Origin of the sequence: Burkholderia sp. BCC1640 (genome assembly GCF_902833125.1) — a bacterium.
GTDB lineage: Bacteria > Pseudomonadota > Gammaproteobacteria > Burkholderiales > Burkholderiaceae > Burkholderia > Burkholderia diffusa.
This window is the reverse complement of sequence record NZ_CADFEF010000003.1, coordinates 20,256-34,105: the sequence shown is the minus strand read 5'-3', so window position 1 is coordinate 34,105 and position 13,850 is coordinate 20,256. Positions and strand designations below refer to the sequence as shown.

The following is a 13,850-nucleotide window of genomic DNA, read 5'->3' as shown; positions in this document are numbered from 1 at the left end:
TGCATGGCCGACCAACCGAACATCCCTGATTCCTCGTCCCGTCCCGACAGCCGCGAACCGAACTGGGAGCGTGCGGCGCTCGAGCGGATCGCGCTCGCGGCCGTCAAGGAACAGCGTGCGGCGCGGCGCTGGAAGATTTTCTTCCGCTTCGCGTTCCTCGGCGTATTCGTGCTGTTCGCGTTCGCGCTGATCGATTTCTCGAGCGACTCGAAGTTCTCGTCGAGCGGGCGCCACACGGCGCTCGTGACGATCGACGGCGAGATCGCGGCGGGCACCAACGCGAACGCCGACGACATCAATACGGCGCTGGATGCCGCTTTCGACGACAACGGCACGGCCGGCGTCGTGCTGCGGATCAACAGCCCGGGCGGCAGCCCGGTGCAGGCAGGGATGGTCTACGACGAGATCCGCCGGCTCCGCACGAAGTATCCGGACAAGCCGTTGTACGTCGTCGTGACCGACATGTGCGCATCGGGCGGCTATTACATTGCGTCCGCCGCCGACAAGATCTTCGTCGACAAGGCGAGTATCGTCGGCTCGATCGGCGTGCTGATGGACGGGTTCGGCTTCACGGGCCTGATGGGCAAGCTGGGCGTCGATCGCCGCCTGCACACGTCGGGCGAAAACAAGGGCTTCTACGATCCGTTCTCGCCCGAGACGCCGAAGATGGATGCCCATGCGCAGGCGCTGCTCGACCAGGTCCATGCGCAGTTCATCAAGGCCGTGAAGGATGGCCGCGGCAAGCGACTGCACGAAACGCCCGACATGTTCTCGGGTCTGTTCTGGACCGGCGAGAAGAGCGTCGAACTCGGGCTCGCCGACGGCTACGGCACGACCGACACGGTCGCGCGCGACGTGCTGAAGGCGCCGGATCTCGTCGACTACACGGTGAAGGAAAGCCTGACGAATCGCGTTGCGCGCAAGTTCGGCGCGGCGGTCGGCGGTGCCGCGATGAAGGCGCTGACCGCCGGCGGCGCGTCGTTCAGCCTGCGCTGAGCCGCAGCCGGCCGGCGCCGCGGCGAGCGCAGCGGGGTGCCCCGTGCCGCGAGGCTGTTGCCGGCGCCGATCTCAGTTCGCGAGCAACAGGAAGATGGCGGGGCGCTTGTGCAGATTCGGCGCAGGCGCCTTTTTCCAGTCGGCCACCGTACGGCTGGAGATCGTCTCGGTCTCGAGGGTCAGGTCGGCCGCGACGCAGATCTGCGTCGACGGCGCGCAGGTCGCGACGAGCGTGTCGAGCATCGCGTGGTTCCGGTACGGCGTCTCGATGAATATCTGCGTCTGGCGCGCCTTGCGCGACAACTGCTCGAGTTCGCGCAGGCGTTTCGCGCGCGCGGCCGCATCGACCGGCAGATAGCCGTTGAACGCGAAACTCTGGCCGTTCAGGCCGGATGCCATCAGCGCGAGCAGGATCGAACTCGGCCCGACGAGCGGCACGACCTTCACGCCGCGCTCGTGCGCCCGGCGGACTAGCAGCGCGCCAGGATCGGCAACGGCGGGGCAGCCGGCCTCGGATACGAGCCCGGCGTCCGCGCCCGCCAGTACCGGTGCGAGTAGCCGGTCGATCTCGCCGGCCGGCGTATTGACGTTCAGTTCCCGGATCTCGATTTCCTGGATCGGCCGCGTCGTGCCGATCTTCTTCAGGAACGCGCGGGTCGTTTTCGCGTTTTCGCCGATGTAATAGCCGAGCGCGCCGGCGCGCGCCTGCACGGCCGCGGGCAGCACGGCGGCGAGCATCGATGCGTCGCCTTCACCGAGGGTATTCGGGACGAGATAGAGCGTGCCGGCGGTCATGCGCGGTCTCCCTGGGTGGCAAAGAGCGGATAGCCCGCGGCGCGCAGCATCCGCGTGAGCGCGATCAGCGGCAGGCCGACGAGCGCCGTCGGGTCGTTGGAGTCGATGGCATCCAGCAGCGCGATGCCGAGCCCTTCGGATTTCGCGCTGCCGGCGACGTCGTACGGCGTTTCCGCGCGCAAGTATGCGTCGAGTTCGGCTTCGGGCAGCGAGCGGAAGCGCACGTGCGTGACGAGGTCCTCGCTCCAGGTTTCACCCGTGCGGCTGTCGTACAGGCTGAGCGCACTGTGGAATTCGACGTCGCGGCCCTGCATCGACAGGAGCTGCGCGAGCGCGCGCTCGTGCGTGCCGGGCTTGCCGATCTGGTGGCCGTCGAACGTCGCGACCTGGTCCGACCCGATCACGAGTACGCCGTCCGGCGCGTCGATCGTCGCGGCGACCGCGCGCGCCTTCGCGCCGGCGAGGCGCAGCGCGGTCGCGGCCGGCGTTTCGCCTGCGAGCGGGGTTTCGTCGAGGTCGGGCGACATCACGTCGAACGGCACGCCGAGGCGCTCGAGGAGCGCGCGGCGGTAGCGGGAACTGGAGGCGAGAATCAGCCGCGGCGGGCGGCAAACGGTATCCGTCATGGTCGATTGGGTCGATGAGTCGTCAGGTGTGGCGCGGTGTTGCGAGGGCGCAAGCATAAGTGATTGACCGCAAAAGGTAAAACAGGTATGCTTTCCCGCTTTTCGTCGGCAGGCTTTCGCAGTGGTGGCGCCTGCCGGGTCTTCGGAAGTAAAGTACGTAATCGTACGCGGCGTAGATCGCGCACGTGCGCGGCGCCAAATGTGCGGCGCCAGCAAGCCGGATCCCGCAAGTCAGCCTGTAGGCAGGAGCGCAACATGAACACTTCTTCTGGCAAACCTGCGGCGTCGCTTGATCCGCACGCGGTCGACCTGTTCGAATTCGCCCGCAGCGGGCGGCAGGCAGCGGGTGCCGTGCGCCTGTCGCAGCTGCCGCGCATGCTGAACGAAGTGCCGGCGGACGCGCCCGATCGTGACACGGTCTTCACGTGGCAGGCCGAAGGGTTCACCCAGAAAGAGTTGCAGGACGACGGCGCCGATGGGCAGCAGCCGTATCTGCGCCTCGCGGTGCACGGCCATGCGTGGCTCACGTGCCAGCGCTGCATGACCCCGTACGACCAGACGTTCGACGTCGACATGACGTACCGGGTCGTTGCGACCGAAGAAGAAGCTGAAGAATTTCCGCTCGACGACGATGAAGCCGATGTGATCGTGGGCTCACGCCAGTTCGATCTCGTCGACTTGATCGAAGAGGAGTTGCTGCTTTCGTTGCCGCTCGTGCCCAAGCACGAGGTTTGCCCGGCAGTTCACGAAAGCCTCGTGTCGGGTGCGAGCGGTCCTTCGGAAGACGCGGACGACGAGTCCGCCGAAGACGAGGACGAAGGCAAACGGCCGAATCCGTTCGCGGCGCTGGAAGCGCTGAAGAAGGACGGGGACGGCGGCAAGAAACACTAAGCAGTTGTGGCGCGGGAAGGCGTAAGGGCTTTGGGCCAGGGTAGTTAAGCGCCGGATCGGGCTGTGTTAGAATCCGGAAAATTATTTAGGAGTTAGTCATGGCAGTCCAGCAAAACAAGAAGTCGCCGTCGAAGCGCGGCATGCATCGTTCGCACGATTTCCTGACGGCAGCGCCGCTGGCAGTCGAGCCGAGCACGGGTGAAGTGCACCTGCGTCACCACGTCAGCCCGAACGGCTACTATCGCGGCAAGAAAGTCGTCAAGACGAAGAACGACTAAGCGTCAAGTCACGCGTTGCGCGCTACGATCGCCGTTCGCGTGACAACTGGTTCGCTTGACACTTTCCTGGCTCAACAAAAAGGCGGCATTCAACTGCCGCTTTTTTGTGCCTGAAATTCGTCGCATTCCATGACCGTAAAGCTCACAATCGATTGCATGGGAGGCGACCACGGCCCGTCCGTGACCGTTCCCGCGGCAGTCAAGTTCGTCCGCGCGCATCCCGATGCGCACCTGATGCTCGTCGGCATCGAAAGCGCGATCCGCGCTCAGCTGAAAAAGCTGAAAGCCCTCGACGATCCCGCGCTGACCGTCGTGCCCGCCACCGAAGTCGTGGCGATGGACGACCCTGTCGAAGTGGCGCTGCGCAAGAAGAAGGATTCTTCGATGCGTGTCGCGCTCAACCACGTCAAGGAAGGCGCGGCCCAGGCCTGTATCTCCGCCGGCAACACCGGCGCGCTGATGGCCGTTTCCCGTTATGTGCTCAAGACGCTGCCCGGCATCGAGCGGCCTGCGATCGCGTTCGCGCTGCCGAACCCGACCGGCTACACGATGATGCTGGACCTCGGCGCGAACGTCGACTGCGAGCCGCAGCACCTGCTGCAGTTCGCGGAGATGGGGCACGCGCTCGTCGCCGCGCTCGAAGGCAAGGAGCGCCCGACGATCGGCCTGCTGAACATCGGCGAAGAAGTCATCAAGGGCAACGAGACGATCAAGCGCGCAGGTGAACTGCTGCGCGCCAGCACGCTGAATTTCCGCGGCAACGTCGAAGGCAACGACATCTACAAGGGCACGGTCGACGTGATCGTCTGCGACGGCTTCGTCGGCAACGTCGCGCTCAAGACGTCCGAAGGGCTCGCGCAGATGCTGTCCGACATCATCCGCGAGGAGTTCGGCCGTTCGCTGATGTCGAAGCTGATGGCACTGCTTGCGCTGCCGGTGCTGATGCGTTTCAAGAAGCGCGTCGATCACCGCCAGTACAACGGTGCGGCGCTGCTGGGGCTGAAGAGCCTCGTGATCAAAAGCCACGGTTCGGCCGATGCCTACGCGTTTGAGTGGGCGATCAAACGCGGGTATGATGCCGTCAAAAACGGCGTGCTGGAGCGCCTCGCGCGCGCGATGGCGGACAATTCGGTGTCGCTCGGCGACGGCGAACACGACGCGGGCGGCGCGGGCCAGACGAGCCCGGCCGCAGGCCATCACGCCGAACCTTCCGCTGCGCAATCCTCTAAAGCATAAATGGCCCAATCGACTCTCTATTCCCGCGTGCTCGGCACGGGCAGCTACCTGCCGCCCGACCGCGTCACGAACCAGCAGCTCGCCGATCGACTCGCGAAGGAAGGCATCGAGACGAGCGATGAGTGGATCGTTGCGCGCACGGGCATCCATGCGCGTCACTTCGCCGCACCGAACGTCACGACGAGCGATCTCGCGCTCGAAGCGTCGCGTCGTGCGATCGAGGCGGCCGACATCGATCCGCAGTCGATCGACCTGATCATCGTCGCGACTTCGACCCCCGATTTCGTGTTCCCCAGCACGGCGTGCCTGCTGCAGAACAAGCTCGGCATCAAGAACGGCGGCGCGGCATTCGACGTGCAGGCGGTGTGCTCGGGCTTCGCGTATGCGATGGCGACGGCCGACAGTTTCATCCGCAGCGGCCAGCACCGCACGGCGCTCATCGTCGGCGCGGAGACGTTCTCGCGCATTCTCGATTTCAAGGACCGCACGACCTGCGTGCTGTTCGGCGACGGCGCGGGCGCGGTGATCCTGTCCGCATCGGAAGAGCCGGGCGTGCTCGGCAGCGCGCTGCATGCGGACGGCAGCTATTCGAACATCCTCTGCACGCCGGGCAACGTCAATCGCGGCGTGATCGACGGCAGCGCGTTCCTGTACATGGACGGGCAGGCCGTGTTCAAGCTCGCGGTCAACGTGCTCGAAAAGGTCGCGATCGAGGCGCTCGCCAAGGCGAATCTCGCGCCCGAGCAAGTCGACTGGCTGATCCCGCACCAAGCCAACATCCGCATCATGACCAGCACCTGCCGCAAGCTCGGCCTACCGCAGGAGCGCATGGTCGTGACGGTCGACCAGCACGGCAACACGTCGGCTGCGTCGATCCCGCTGGCACTCGACACCGCGGTGCGCGACGGCCGCATCCAGCGCGGTCAGCACGTGCTGATCGAAGGCGTCGGCGGCGGCTTCACGTGGGGCGCATCCGTCTTCCGCTACTGATCCGCGGCGCGCAATTGCTGCGCGCGGATCCCGAACCGGCGCGCCGTTCGCGCGCGCCGTCCGAATCGATTCAATTGGGGACGATATGAAATTTGCATTCGTTTTTCCGGGGCAGGGCTCGCAGTCGGTCGGCATGCTCAACGCATTCGCCGATCTGGCCGTCGTGCGCGAGACGGTCCAGGAAGCATCCGATGCACTCAATCAGGATCTCGGCAAGCTGATCGCCGAAGGTCCGGCCGAAGAACTGAATCTGACCACCAACACGCAGCCCGTGATGCTGACGGCCGCCTACGCGAGCTATCGCGCATGGCAGCAGGCCGGCGGCCCGGCACCGTCGATCGTCGCGGGCCACAGCCTCGGCGAATACACGGCGCTCGTTGCCGCGGGCGCGATCGCGTTCAAGGACGCGGTGCCGCTCGTGCGCTTCCGTGCGCAGGCGATGCAGACGGCCGTGCCGGTCGGCGAAGGCGGCATGGCCGCGATCCTGGGTCTCGATGACGACACGGTGCGCGCGGTGTGCGCCGAAGCCGCGCAAGCGGGCGTCGTCGAAGCCGTGAACTTCAACGCGCCGGCGCAGGTCGTGATCGCGGGCGCGAAGGCGGCCGTCGAGAAGGCCTGCGAGATCGCGAAGGCGAAGGGCGCGAAGCGCGCGTTGCCGCTGCCGGTGTCGGCGCCGTTCCATTCGTCGCTGCTCAAGCCGGCGTCGGACCAGCTGCGCGACTATCTCGCGAGCGTCGACGTGAAGGCGCCGCAGATTCCGGTCGTCAACAACATCGACGTCGCGGTGGTCAGCGATCCGGCCGCGATCAAGGACGCGCTGGTGCGCCAGGCCGCTGGCCCGGTGCGCTGGGTCGAATGCGTGCAGCACATCGCGGGCACGGGCGTCACGCACGTGATCGAATGCGGTCCGGGCAAGGTGCTGGCAGGGCTGACGAAGCGCATCGACGGCAACCTGGTCGGCGCATCGGTGTTCGATCCGGCTTCGCTCGACGAAGCACTGAAGCTGGCGACCGCCTGACGCGGCGCCTTTCCTCAAGAGACGGATATTCGATTCATGGAAAAGACTCTCGATAAACAGGTCGCGATCGTGACCGGCGCATCGCGCGGCATCGGCCGGGCGATCGCGCTCGAACTCGCGCGCCAGGGCGCGACGGTGATCGGTACGGCGACGAGCGAATCGGGCGCCGCCGCGATTACCGCAGGGTTCGCGGAAGCGGGCGTGACGGGCCGCGGCGCGATGCTGAACGTCAACGACGCGGCGGCGGCCGAAGCGCTGATCGACGCGACCGTGAAGGAATTCGGCGCGCTTCACGTGCTCGTCAACAACGCCGGCATCACGCAGGACCAGCTCGCGATGCGGATGAAGGACGAGGACTGGGACGCGGTGATCGACACCAACCTGAAGTCGGTGTTCCGCCTGTCGCGTGCGGTGCTGCGTCCGATGATGAAGGCCCGCGGCGGCCGCATCATCAACATCACGTCGGTGGTCGGCTCGGCCGGCAACCCGGGGCAGGCCAACTACGCGGCGGCGAAGGCCGGCGTCGCGGGCATGACGCGTGCGCTCGCGCGCGAGATCGGCAGCCGTGGCATCACGGTGAACTGCGTCGCGCCGGGCTTCATCGACACCGACATGACGAAGACGCTGCCGGAAGAACAGCAGGCCGCGCTCAAGACGCAGATTCCGCTCGGCCGTCTCGGCAGCCCGGAAGACATCGCCCATGCCGTCGCGTTCCTCGCATCGCCGCAGGCCGGTTACATCACCGGCACGACGCTGCACGTGAACGGCGGCATGTACATGTCGTAACGATTTTCGTTTACCATCCGCGCCGTATCCCGTTTTTCAGGCGGATCGGCGCTTGATCGACCATCAAGCCAACGCGCGTTTTGGCGTCAGCAAACCTGATAAAATGCGCGCACTTGTAAATCTGAACTTTCCCTCGGAGGGGTAATGGATAACATCGAACAACGTGTCAAGAAGATCGTCGCTGAGCAACTGGGCGTCGCAGAAGCCGAGATCAAGAACGAAGCATCGTTCGTGAACGACCTGGGCGCAGACTCGCTCGACACGGTCGAACTGGTGATGGCGCTCGAAGACGAGTTCGGCATGGAAATCCCGGACGAAGAAGCAGAGAAGATCACGACCGTTCAGCAAGCGATCGACTACGCTCGCGCAAACGTCAAGGCGTAAGCGCCTTTCGCGCTTATCTGCCACGTCGCCGCGATCTTCGCGTTTGACGCGCCATCCTGCCGGCAACCGCGCCGGACGGACTAACAGCCACAGGGCTCGCAGGGCTGGTTCCTGTGGCCACTGTGGCTTTTGTTTTTGTCATCCAATGGAAAAGAGGTTACCGTGAGCCGCCGTCGTGTTGTCGTTACAGGCCTGGGGCTGATTTCGCCCGTTGGCAATAATGTTGCCGACGGCTGGGCCAATCTCGTCGCCGGCAAGTCCGGCATCGCCACCGTCACGAAGTTCGATCCGTCGAACCTCGCCTGCCATTTCGCTGGCGAAGTGAAGGGTTTCAGCGCCGAGGAATACATTCCGGCGAAGGAAGCCCGCAACATGGATACGTTCATCCATTACGGCATCGCAGCCGGCGTCCAGGCAATCCGGGACAGCGGCCTCGAAGTGAACGAAGCCAATGCGGAACGCATCGGCGTGCTGGTCGGCTCCGGCATCGGCGGCCTGCCGATGATCGAAGATACGCACCAGACCTACGTCGATCGCGGCGCGCGCCGGATCTCGCCGTTCTTCGTGCCGGGTTCGATCATCAACATGATCTCGGGTCACCTGAGCATCATGTTCGGCCTGAAGGGCCCGAACCTTGCGGCCGTGACGGCCTGCACGACCGGTCTGCACAGCATCGGCCTCGCGGCGCGCCTGATCCAGGCCGGCGACGCCGACGTGATGGTCGCGGGCGGCGCCGAATCGACGGTGTCGCCGCTCGGCATCGGCGGCTTCGCGGCCGCGCGTGCGCTGTCGACCCGCAACGACGATCCGGCCACGGCGTCCCGTCCGTGGGACAAGGATCGCGACGGCTTCGTGCTGGGTGAGGGCGCGGGCGTGATGGTGCTCGAGGAGTACGAGGCGGCGAAGGCACGTGGCGCGAAGATCTATGCGGAAGTCTCGGGCTTCGGCATGACGGGCGATGCGTACCACATGACCGCGCCGAACATGGACGGTCCGCGCCGCTGCATGGTTGCGGCGCTGCGCGACGCCGGCGTGAACGCGGACGAGGTCCAGTACCTGAACGCGCACGGCACGTCGACGCAGCTCGGCGACAAGAACGAGTCCGACGCGGTGAAGGCGGCATTCGGCGAGCACGCGTACAAGCTCGTCGTGAACTCGACGAAGTCGATGACGGGCCACCTGCTGGGTGGCGCGGGCGGCCTCGAGTCGGTGTTCACGGTGCTGGCGCTGCACAACAACGTGTCGCCGCCGACCATCAACATCTTCAACCAGGACCCCGAGTGCGATCTCGATTACTGCGCGAACACCGCGCGTGACATGAAGATCGACGTTGCCGTAAAGAACAACTTCGGCTTCGGCGGTACCAACGGCACGCTGGTGTTCAAGCGCGTCTGACGCTGAATCGCTTGACGAGTCCATTCGATGCTCCGGCCGGGCGTCCGCAGCGCTTTGCGTTGCGGGCCTCGGCCGTGTCGTATGTCGTGCTGGCCGTGTTCGTCGCGGCGGCTGCCGCGTCCGCGTACCTGTTCTGGGCGCCGCGGGCCGGTGCCGCAGCCGGCGCGTGCGTGTCCGCGGCGACGGCAGCGCTGCTTGCCATGTGTGCCGCACGGGCCTGTGCCCGTCGGCTGCCGGCCGAGTTGCGGATCGATGCATTCGGGGAGATCGCGGCGTTTGGCCGCACCGGGCGCTTGCTGGCCCGGGGCCGCGTGACCGGCCATGCCCACTGGAGCAGCCTGCTGCTCGTGCTGTCGGTCGGGCAGGGCGCCCGGCGTGCCCGGCCGCTGCTGATCCCGGCCGATGCGCTCGACGCCGCGTCGTTCAGCGCGCTGTCCGTGCTGGCGCGTACCGCGGGCACGGCGGGGCGGGCATGACGGTGGCGCAGTTACCGACCGTAACCAGCGGCCGGCGCCGGAACGCTACAATAACGCTCCGCGTTGCATCCCTAGTTAACGGATTTGTCAGGTGAGTGAAAAAGAAATCGATCAGGCTCTGGTCGAGCGCGTACAGAAAGGCGACAAGGCGGCGTTCGAACTCCTGGTCTCCAAATACCACCGCAAGATCATTCGGCTGATCTCGCGCCTCGTGCGGGATCCCGCCGAGGTCGAGGATGTGGCCCAGGACGCGTTCATCAAGGCGTATCGTGCGCTGCCGCAATTTCGCGGCGAGTCGGCGTTCTACACGTGGTTGTACCGGATTGCCGTCAATACGGCGAAGAACTACCTTGCGACGCAGGGCCGCCGGGCACCGACCTCCACCGAGGCCGATGCCGAGGAAGCGGAAACTTTCTCCGACGCAGACCAACTAAGGGATATCAACACGCCTGAGTCGATGTTGATGAGCAAGCAGATTGCCGAGACGGTCAACGCTGCAATGGCCGTCCTGCCCGAAGAACTGCGCCAGGCGATCACGCTGCGCGAGATCGAGGGCCTGAGCTACGAAGAGATCGCGGAAATGATGGATTGTCCGATCGGGACGGTCCGGTCGCGGATCTTCCGGGCGCGCGAGGCAATCGCTGCGAAATTGCGTCCGCTGCTCGATACGCCCGAAGGCAAGCGCTGGTAAGCGCGACGGGCGCAACGAAGCGGGTCGGGGTCTAGTTACGGATAGAGTCGTGAAGTCACGACGGGGTGTGTGCAAGATGGGGAGCATCATGGGGTCGGTCAATACGCAGTCGCAAGCGTGCTCGCGCGGCGAGCGCCTTTCCGCTCTGGTCGACGGTGAACTGTTCGACGGCCCGGATCACGGGCAGTTTCTGGCTGAGCTCGACCGCGCGGATCGCGCTGCGTGGGCCCATTACCACCTGATCGGCGATGCGCTGCGCTCGGACGAGCTCGCGCTGTCGCCCGCGCTGAGCGTCGCGTTCACCGCGCGCATGTCGGCCGCGCTGGAAAGCGAGCCGCACCTGCTCGCGCCGGCCGCCGCGCCGGTCGCGCGCAAGCTGCTGTCGCTGCGCCGGCGTGTCGTGCCCGCGTTCGCGGTGGCCGCCGCGGCCGCCACGCTGACGTGGATCGTCGTCCCGCAGATGCAGACGGCCGGTGCGCCGGGCGCCGTCCAGGTCGCGTCGACAGGCGCACCGCAGAACGGCAACCTGCAGCGCGTGACGGTTGCGCAGGCATCGGCGCAGCCGGGCCTGCAGGACGTCAACATCATCCGCGACGCAAGTCTCGACCAATACCTTGAAGCGCACCAGCAATTCGCGCAGCAGCCCGTCGTCACGGGCTCGATGCCGCTGATCCGCGCTGCCGTGACCACCACGCCAGGCCAATAAACCCGATGCGGACATTGCAGTTGAATCACGCCATCTCCGGATGGAAGCGGCTGCCGGCCCTCCTGCTTTGCGCAGCCGCCCTGTTGTCCGTTCAATCTCTCTCAGCCAGCGCCCAGCAACCGGACGATCCCGTCGCGACCCGCAAGGGTGCGGCGGATTGGCTCGATCGCATCCAGCAGGCGGCGCAGCAGCAGAGCTACGAGGGTACGTTCGTCTACCAGCGCGGCGGGTATGTCCAGTCGTCGCGCATCGCGCACGTGGCGTCCCGCGACGGCGAGTTCGAGCGGATCGAGTCGCTCGACGGCAAGCCGCGCAAGGTTCTGCGGCACAACGACGAGTTGTACACGTTCGTTCCCGAGCGCAAGTTGTGCGTGGTCGAGCGCCGCCAGACGCGCGATTCGTTCCCTGCACTGCTCGGCGCGGGTGGCGAGCACGTGATGTCCGTTTATGACGCGAAGCTGCTCGGCAAGGACCGGGTGGCCGGGGTCGACGCGCAAGTGGTCGAACTCGTGCCGAAGGATGCGTACCGGTTCACGTACAAGCTGTGGGCCGACACCCGCACCGGGCTGCTGCTGCGTTCGCAGACGCTCGATGCGAGCGATCACGTGCTCGAGCAGGTCGCGTTTTCGCAAGTGCAGACGGGCGGCGCGGTCGGCGACAAATCCGCGATCGCGGCCGGCATGCGCAACCTGAGCGGCTGGACGATCGTTCGCCCGCCGGTCGCGACGGTCGACATGGAAGCGCAGGGCTGGCAGATCGCACCGACCATCGCCGGCTTCCGGAAGATTCGCGAGGTGCGCCGGCCGATGGCTGCGCGCGACGCCGGCGATCCGCCGATTCCGGTCGATCAGGCCGTCTTCACCGACGGCCTCGCCACGATCTCCGTCTTCATCGAGCCGGCCGAAAAGAACACGCGCAAGGAAGGGGCGGGCAGCACCGGCGCGACCCACGTGCTCGTGAAGCGTCGCGGCGACTACTGGATCACAGTGCTCGGCGAAGTGCCGCCGGCCACCTTGCAGCAGTTCGCGTCTGCCATAGAATACAAGGCTTCCAAGTAACGCTACGGCTTCCGACATGACGAAACTCACGCTGCGCAAAGTGCTCGCGGCGGCGGTGCTGTTTGCCTGCCTGCCGCTCGCCCCGCAAACCGCGGCCGCTGTCACGCCTCCAGCAGCCAGCCTTCCCGACTTCGCCGATCTGGTCGAGAAGGTCGGGCCGGCTGTCGTGAACATCCGGACCACCGCGAACGTGCCGACGCCCGGGCCGCGCGGCGTGCTCCCGCCGGGCTTCGACAACGGCGACATGTCGGAATTCTTCCGGCGCTTCTTCGGCATTCCGCTGCCGCAGGCGCCTGGCAACGGTGGCGGCAACGGCAATGGCAGCCCGAAGAACGCGCCGGCGCCGGACAATCCGCCCGACACCGAGCAGAACCGCGGCGTCGGTTCGGGCTTCATCGTGTCGGCGGACGGCTACGTGATGACCAACGCGCACGTCGTCGACGACGCGGACACCATCTACGTGACGCTGACCGACAAGCGCGAATTCAAGGCGAAACTGGTCGGCGTCGATGACCGCACGGACGTCGCGGTCGTCAAGATCCAGGCGTCGAACTTGCCGGTCGTCGCGATCGGCGATTCGAACAAGGTGCGCGTCGGCGAGTGGGTCGTCGCGATCGGTTCGCCGTTCGGCCTCGACAACACCGTGACGGCCGGCATCGTGAGCTCGAAGAGCCGCAACACGGGCGATTACCTGCCGTTCATCCAGACCGACGTCGCGGTGAACCCCGGCAACTCGGGCGGCCCGCTGATCAACATGCAGGGCGAGGTGATCGGCATCAACTCGCAGATCTACAGTCGTACCGGCGGTTTCATGGGCATTTCGTTCGCGATTCCGATCGACGAGGCGATGCGCGTGGCAGACCAGCTGAAGGCGACCGGCAAGGTCACGCGTGGCCGCATTGCGGTGGCGATCGGCGAAGTGACGAAGGAGGTGGCCGATTCGATCGGGCTGCCGAAGGCGGAAGGCGCGCTCGTCAGCAGCGTCGAGCCGGGCGGTCCGGCCGACAAGGCGGGCATCCAGCCGGGTGACATCATCCTGAAGTTCAACAGCCGGTCGGTCGATACGGCGTCGGATTTGCCGCGCATGGTCGGCGACACGAAGCCGGGCACCAAGGCGACCGTCAGCGTGTGGCGCAAGGGTCAGGCGCGTGATGTGCCGATCACGATCGCCGAGACGCCGGCGGAGACGACGGCGAAGGCCGAGCAGCGCAAGAATGTGCCGCAGAAGCCGCGCCCGGCCAATTCACTCGGCTTGACGGTCAGCGACCTTTCGGCTGACCAGCTGAAGTCGCTGAAGCTGAAGAACGGCGTGCAGATCGACGGCGTCGACGGCCCGGCGGCCCGGGCGGGCCTGCAGCGCGGCGACATCGTGCTGCGCGTCGGCGACACCGACATCACGAGCGCGAAGCAGTTCGCCGACGTGACCGCGCAGCTCGATCCGCAGAAGGCGGTCGCGGTGCTCGTGCGGCGCGGCGACAATACGCAGTTCGTGCCGGTGCGCCCGCGCCCGATCCAGAAGTAACG

16 protein-coding genes are annotated in these 13,850 nt (G+C 66.1%); 14 read left to right on the top strand and 2 right to left on the bottom strand.

What is annotated here, in order from left to right:
• Window positions 1-3: 3 nt before the first annotated feature.
• A complete protein-coding gene (locus HWX25_RS04425) occupies window positions 4-996 on the top strand; it encodes a S49 family peptidase (protein WP_059816070.1) in 993 nt (330 codons plus the stop codon).
• 72 nt (window positions 997-1,068) lie between these two features.
• On the opposite strand, the gene HWX25_RS04420 is transcribed toward HWX25_RS04425, so the two are convergent.
• Window positions 1,069-1,791, bottom strand: coding sequence for an SAM-dependent methyltransferase (locus tag HWX25_RS04420; RefSeq protein ID WP_175907361.1), 723 nt, complete (start codon window positions 1,789-1,791; stop codon window positions 1,069-1,071).
• A complete protein-coding gene (locus HWX25_RS04415) occupies window positions 1,788-2,417 on the bottom strand; it encodes a Maf-like protein (RefSeq protein WP_175907359.1) in 630 nt (209 codons plus the stop codon). Before HWX25_RS04415 ends, HWX25_RS04420 begins: the two co-directional genes overlap by 4 nt.
• 255 nt (window positions 2,418-2,672) lie before the next feature.
• Here HWX25_RS04415 and HWX25_RS04410 point away from each other — a divergent pair, with 255 nt between their 5' ends.
• From HWX25_RS04410 to HWX25_RS04350, 13 genes are all read left to right on the top strand, one after another.
• A complete protein-coding gene (locus HWX25_RS04410; protein WP_059702495.1) occupies window positions 2,673-3,308 on the top strand; it encodes a DUF177 domain-containing protein in 636 nt (211 codons plus the stop codon).
• Window positions 3,309-3,406: 98 nt separating this feature from the next.
• The gene (gene rpmF / locus HWX25_RS04405; protein ID WP_006051932.1) at window positions 3,407-3,586 is read left to right on the top strand and encodes a 50S ribosomal protein L32; all 180 of its coding nucleotides are present in this window, start codon (window positions 3,407-3,409) and stop codon (window positions 3,584-3,586) included.
• 129 nt (window positions 3,587-3,715) lie between these two features.
• On the top strand, window positions 3,716-4,822 hold the full coding sequence (gene plsX / locus HWX25_RS04400; protein WP_175907357.1) for a phosphate acyltransferase PlsX: 1,107 nt from the start codon (window positions 3,716-3,718) through the stop codon (window positions 4,820-4,822).
• Complete coding sequence (locus HWX25_RS04395) at window positions 4,823-5,812, top strand: beta-ketoacyl-ACP synthase III (RefSeq protein ID WP_059816060.1); 990 nt, start codon at window positions 4,823-4,825, stop codon at window positions 5,810-5,812.
• A gap of 85 nt (window positions 5,813-5,897) precedes the next feature.
• Window positions 5,898-6,830, top strand: coding sequence for an ACP S-malonyltransferase (gene fabD, locus HWX25_RS04390; RefSeq protein ID WP_175907355.1), 933 nt, complete (start codon window positions 5,898-5,900; stop codon window positions 6,828-6,830).
• Between the two features lie 36 nt (window positions 6,831-6,866).
• Window positions 6,867-7,616 carry a 3-oxoacyl-ACP reductase FabG gene (gene fabG, locus HWX25_RS04385; RefSeq protein WP_175907353.1) on the top strand — a complete coding sequence of 250 codons (750 nt, stop codon included), beginning with the start codon at window positions 6,867-6,869 and terminating at the stop codon, window positions 7,614-7,616.
• A 144-nt stretch (window positions 7,617-7,760) separates the two neighbouring features.
• Window positions 7,761-8,000, top strand: a complete 240-nt coding sequence (acpP, locus tag HWX25_RS04380) for an acyl carrier protein (RefSeq protein WP_004197638.1) — start codon at window positions 7,761-7,763, stop codon at window positions 7,998-8,000.
• A gap of 162 nt (window positions 8,001-8,162) precedes the next feature.
• The gene (fabF, locus tag HWX25_RS04375) at window positions 8,163-9,395 is read left to right on the top strand and encodes a beta-ketoacyl-ACP synthase II (protein ID WP_059691082.1); all 1,233 of its coding nucleotides are present in this window, start codon (window positions 8,163-8,165) and stop codon (window positions 9,393-9,395) included.
• A gap of 11 nt (window positions 9,396-9,406) precedes the next feature.
• The gene (locus tag HWX25_RS04370; RefSeq protein WP_059816055.1) at window positions 9,407-9,871 is read left to right on the top strand and encodes a protein YgfX; all 465 of its coding nucleotides are present in this window, start codon (window positions 9,407-9,409) and stop codon (window positions 9,869-9,871) included.
• Between the two features lie 91 nt (window positions 9,872-9,962).
• Window positions 9,963-10,562, top strand: coding sequence for an RNA polymerase sigma factor RpoE (rpoE, locus tag HWX25_RS04365; RefSeq protein ID WP_006752490.1), 600 nt, complete (start codon window positions 9,963-9,965; stop codon window positions 10,560-10,562).
• Between the two features lie 88 nt (window positions 10,563-10,650).
• On the top strand, window positions 10,651-11,268 hold the full coding sequence (locus tag HWX25_RS04360; RefSeq protein ID WP_059523722.1) for a sigma-E factor negative regulatory protein: 618 nt from the start codon (window positions 10,651-10,653) through the stop codon (window positions 11,266-11,268).
• Window positions 11,269-11,273: 5 nt separating this feature from the next.
• A complete protein-coding gene (locus HWX25_RS04355) occupies window positions 11,274-12,326 on the top strand; it encodes a MucB/RseB C-terminal domain-containing protein (RefSeq protein ID WP_175907351.1) in 1,053 nt (350 codons plus the stop codon).
• Between the two features lie 16 nt (window positions 12,327-12,342).
• Window positions 12,343-13,848 carry a DegQ family serine endoprotease gene (locus HWX25_RS04350; protein WP_059523716.1) on the top strand — a complete coding sequence of 502 codons (1,506 nt, stop codon included), beginning with the start codon at window positions 12,343-12,345 and terminating at the stop codon, window positions 13,846-13,848.
• The last annotated feature ends 2 nt before the right edge of the window (window positions 13,849-13,850 follow it).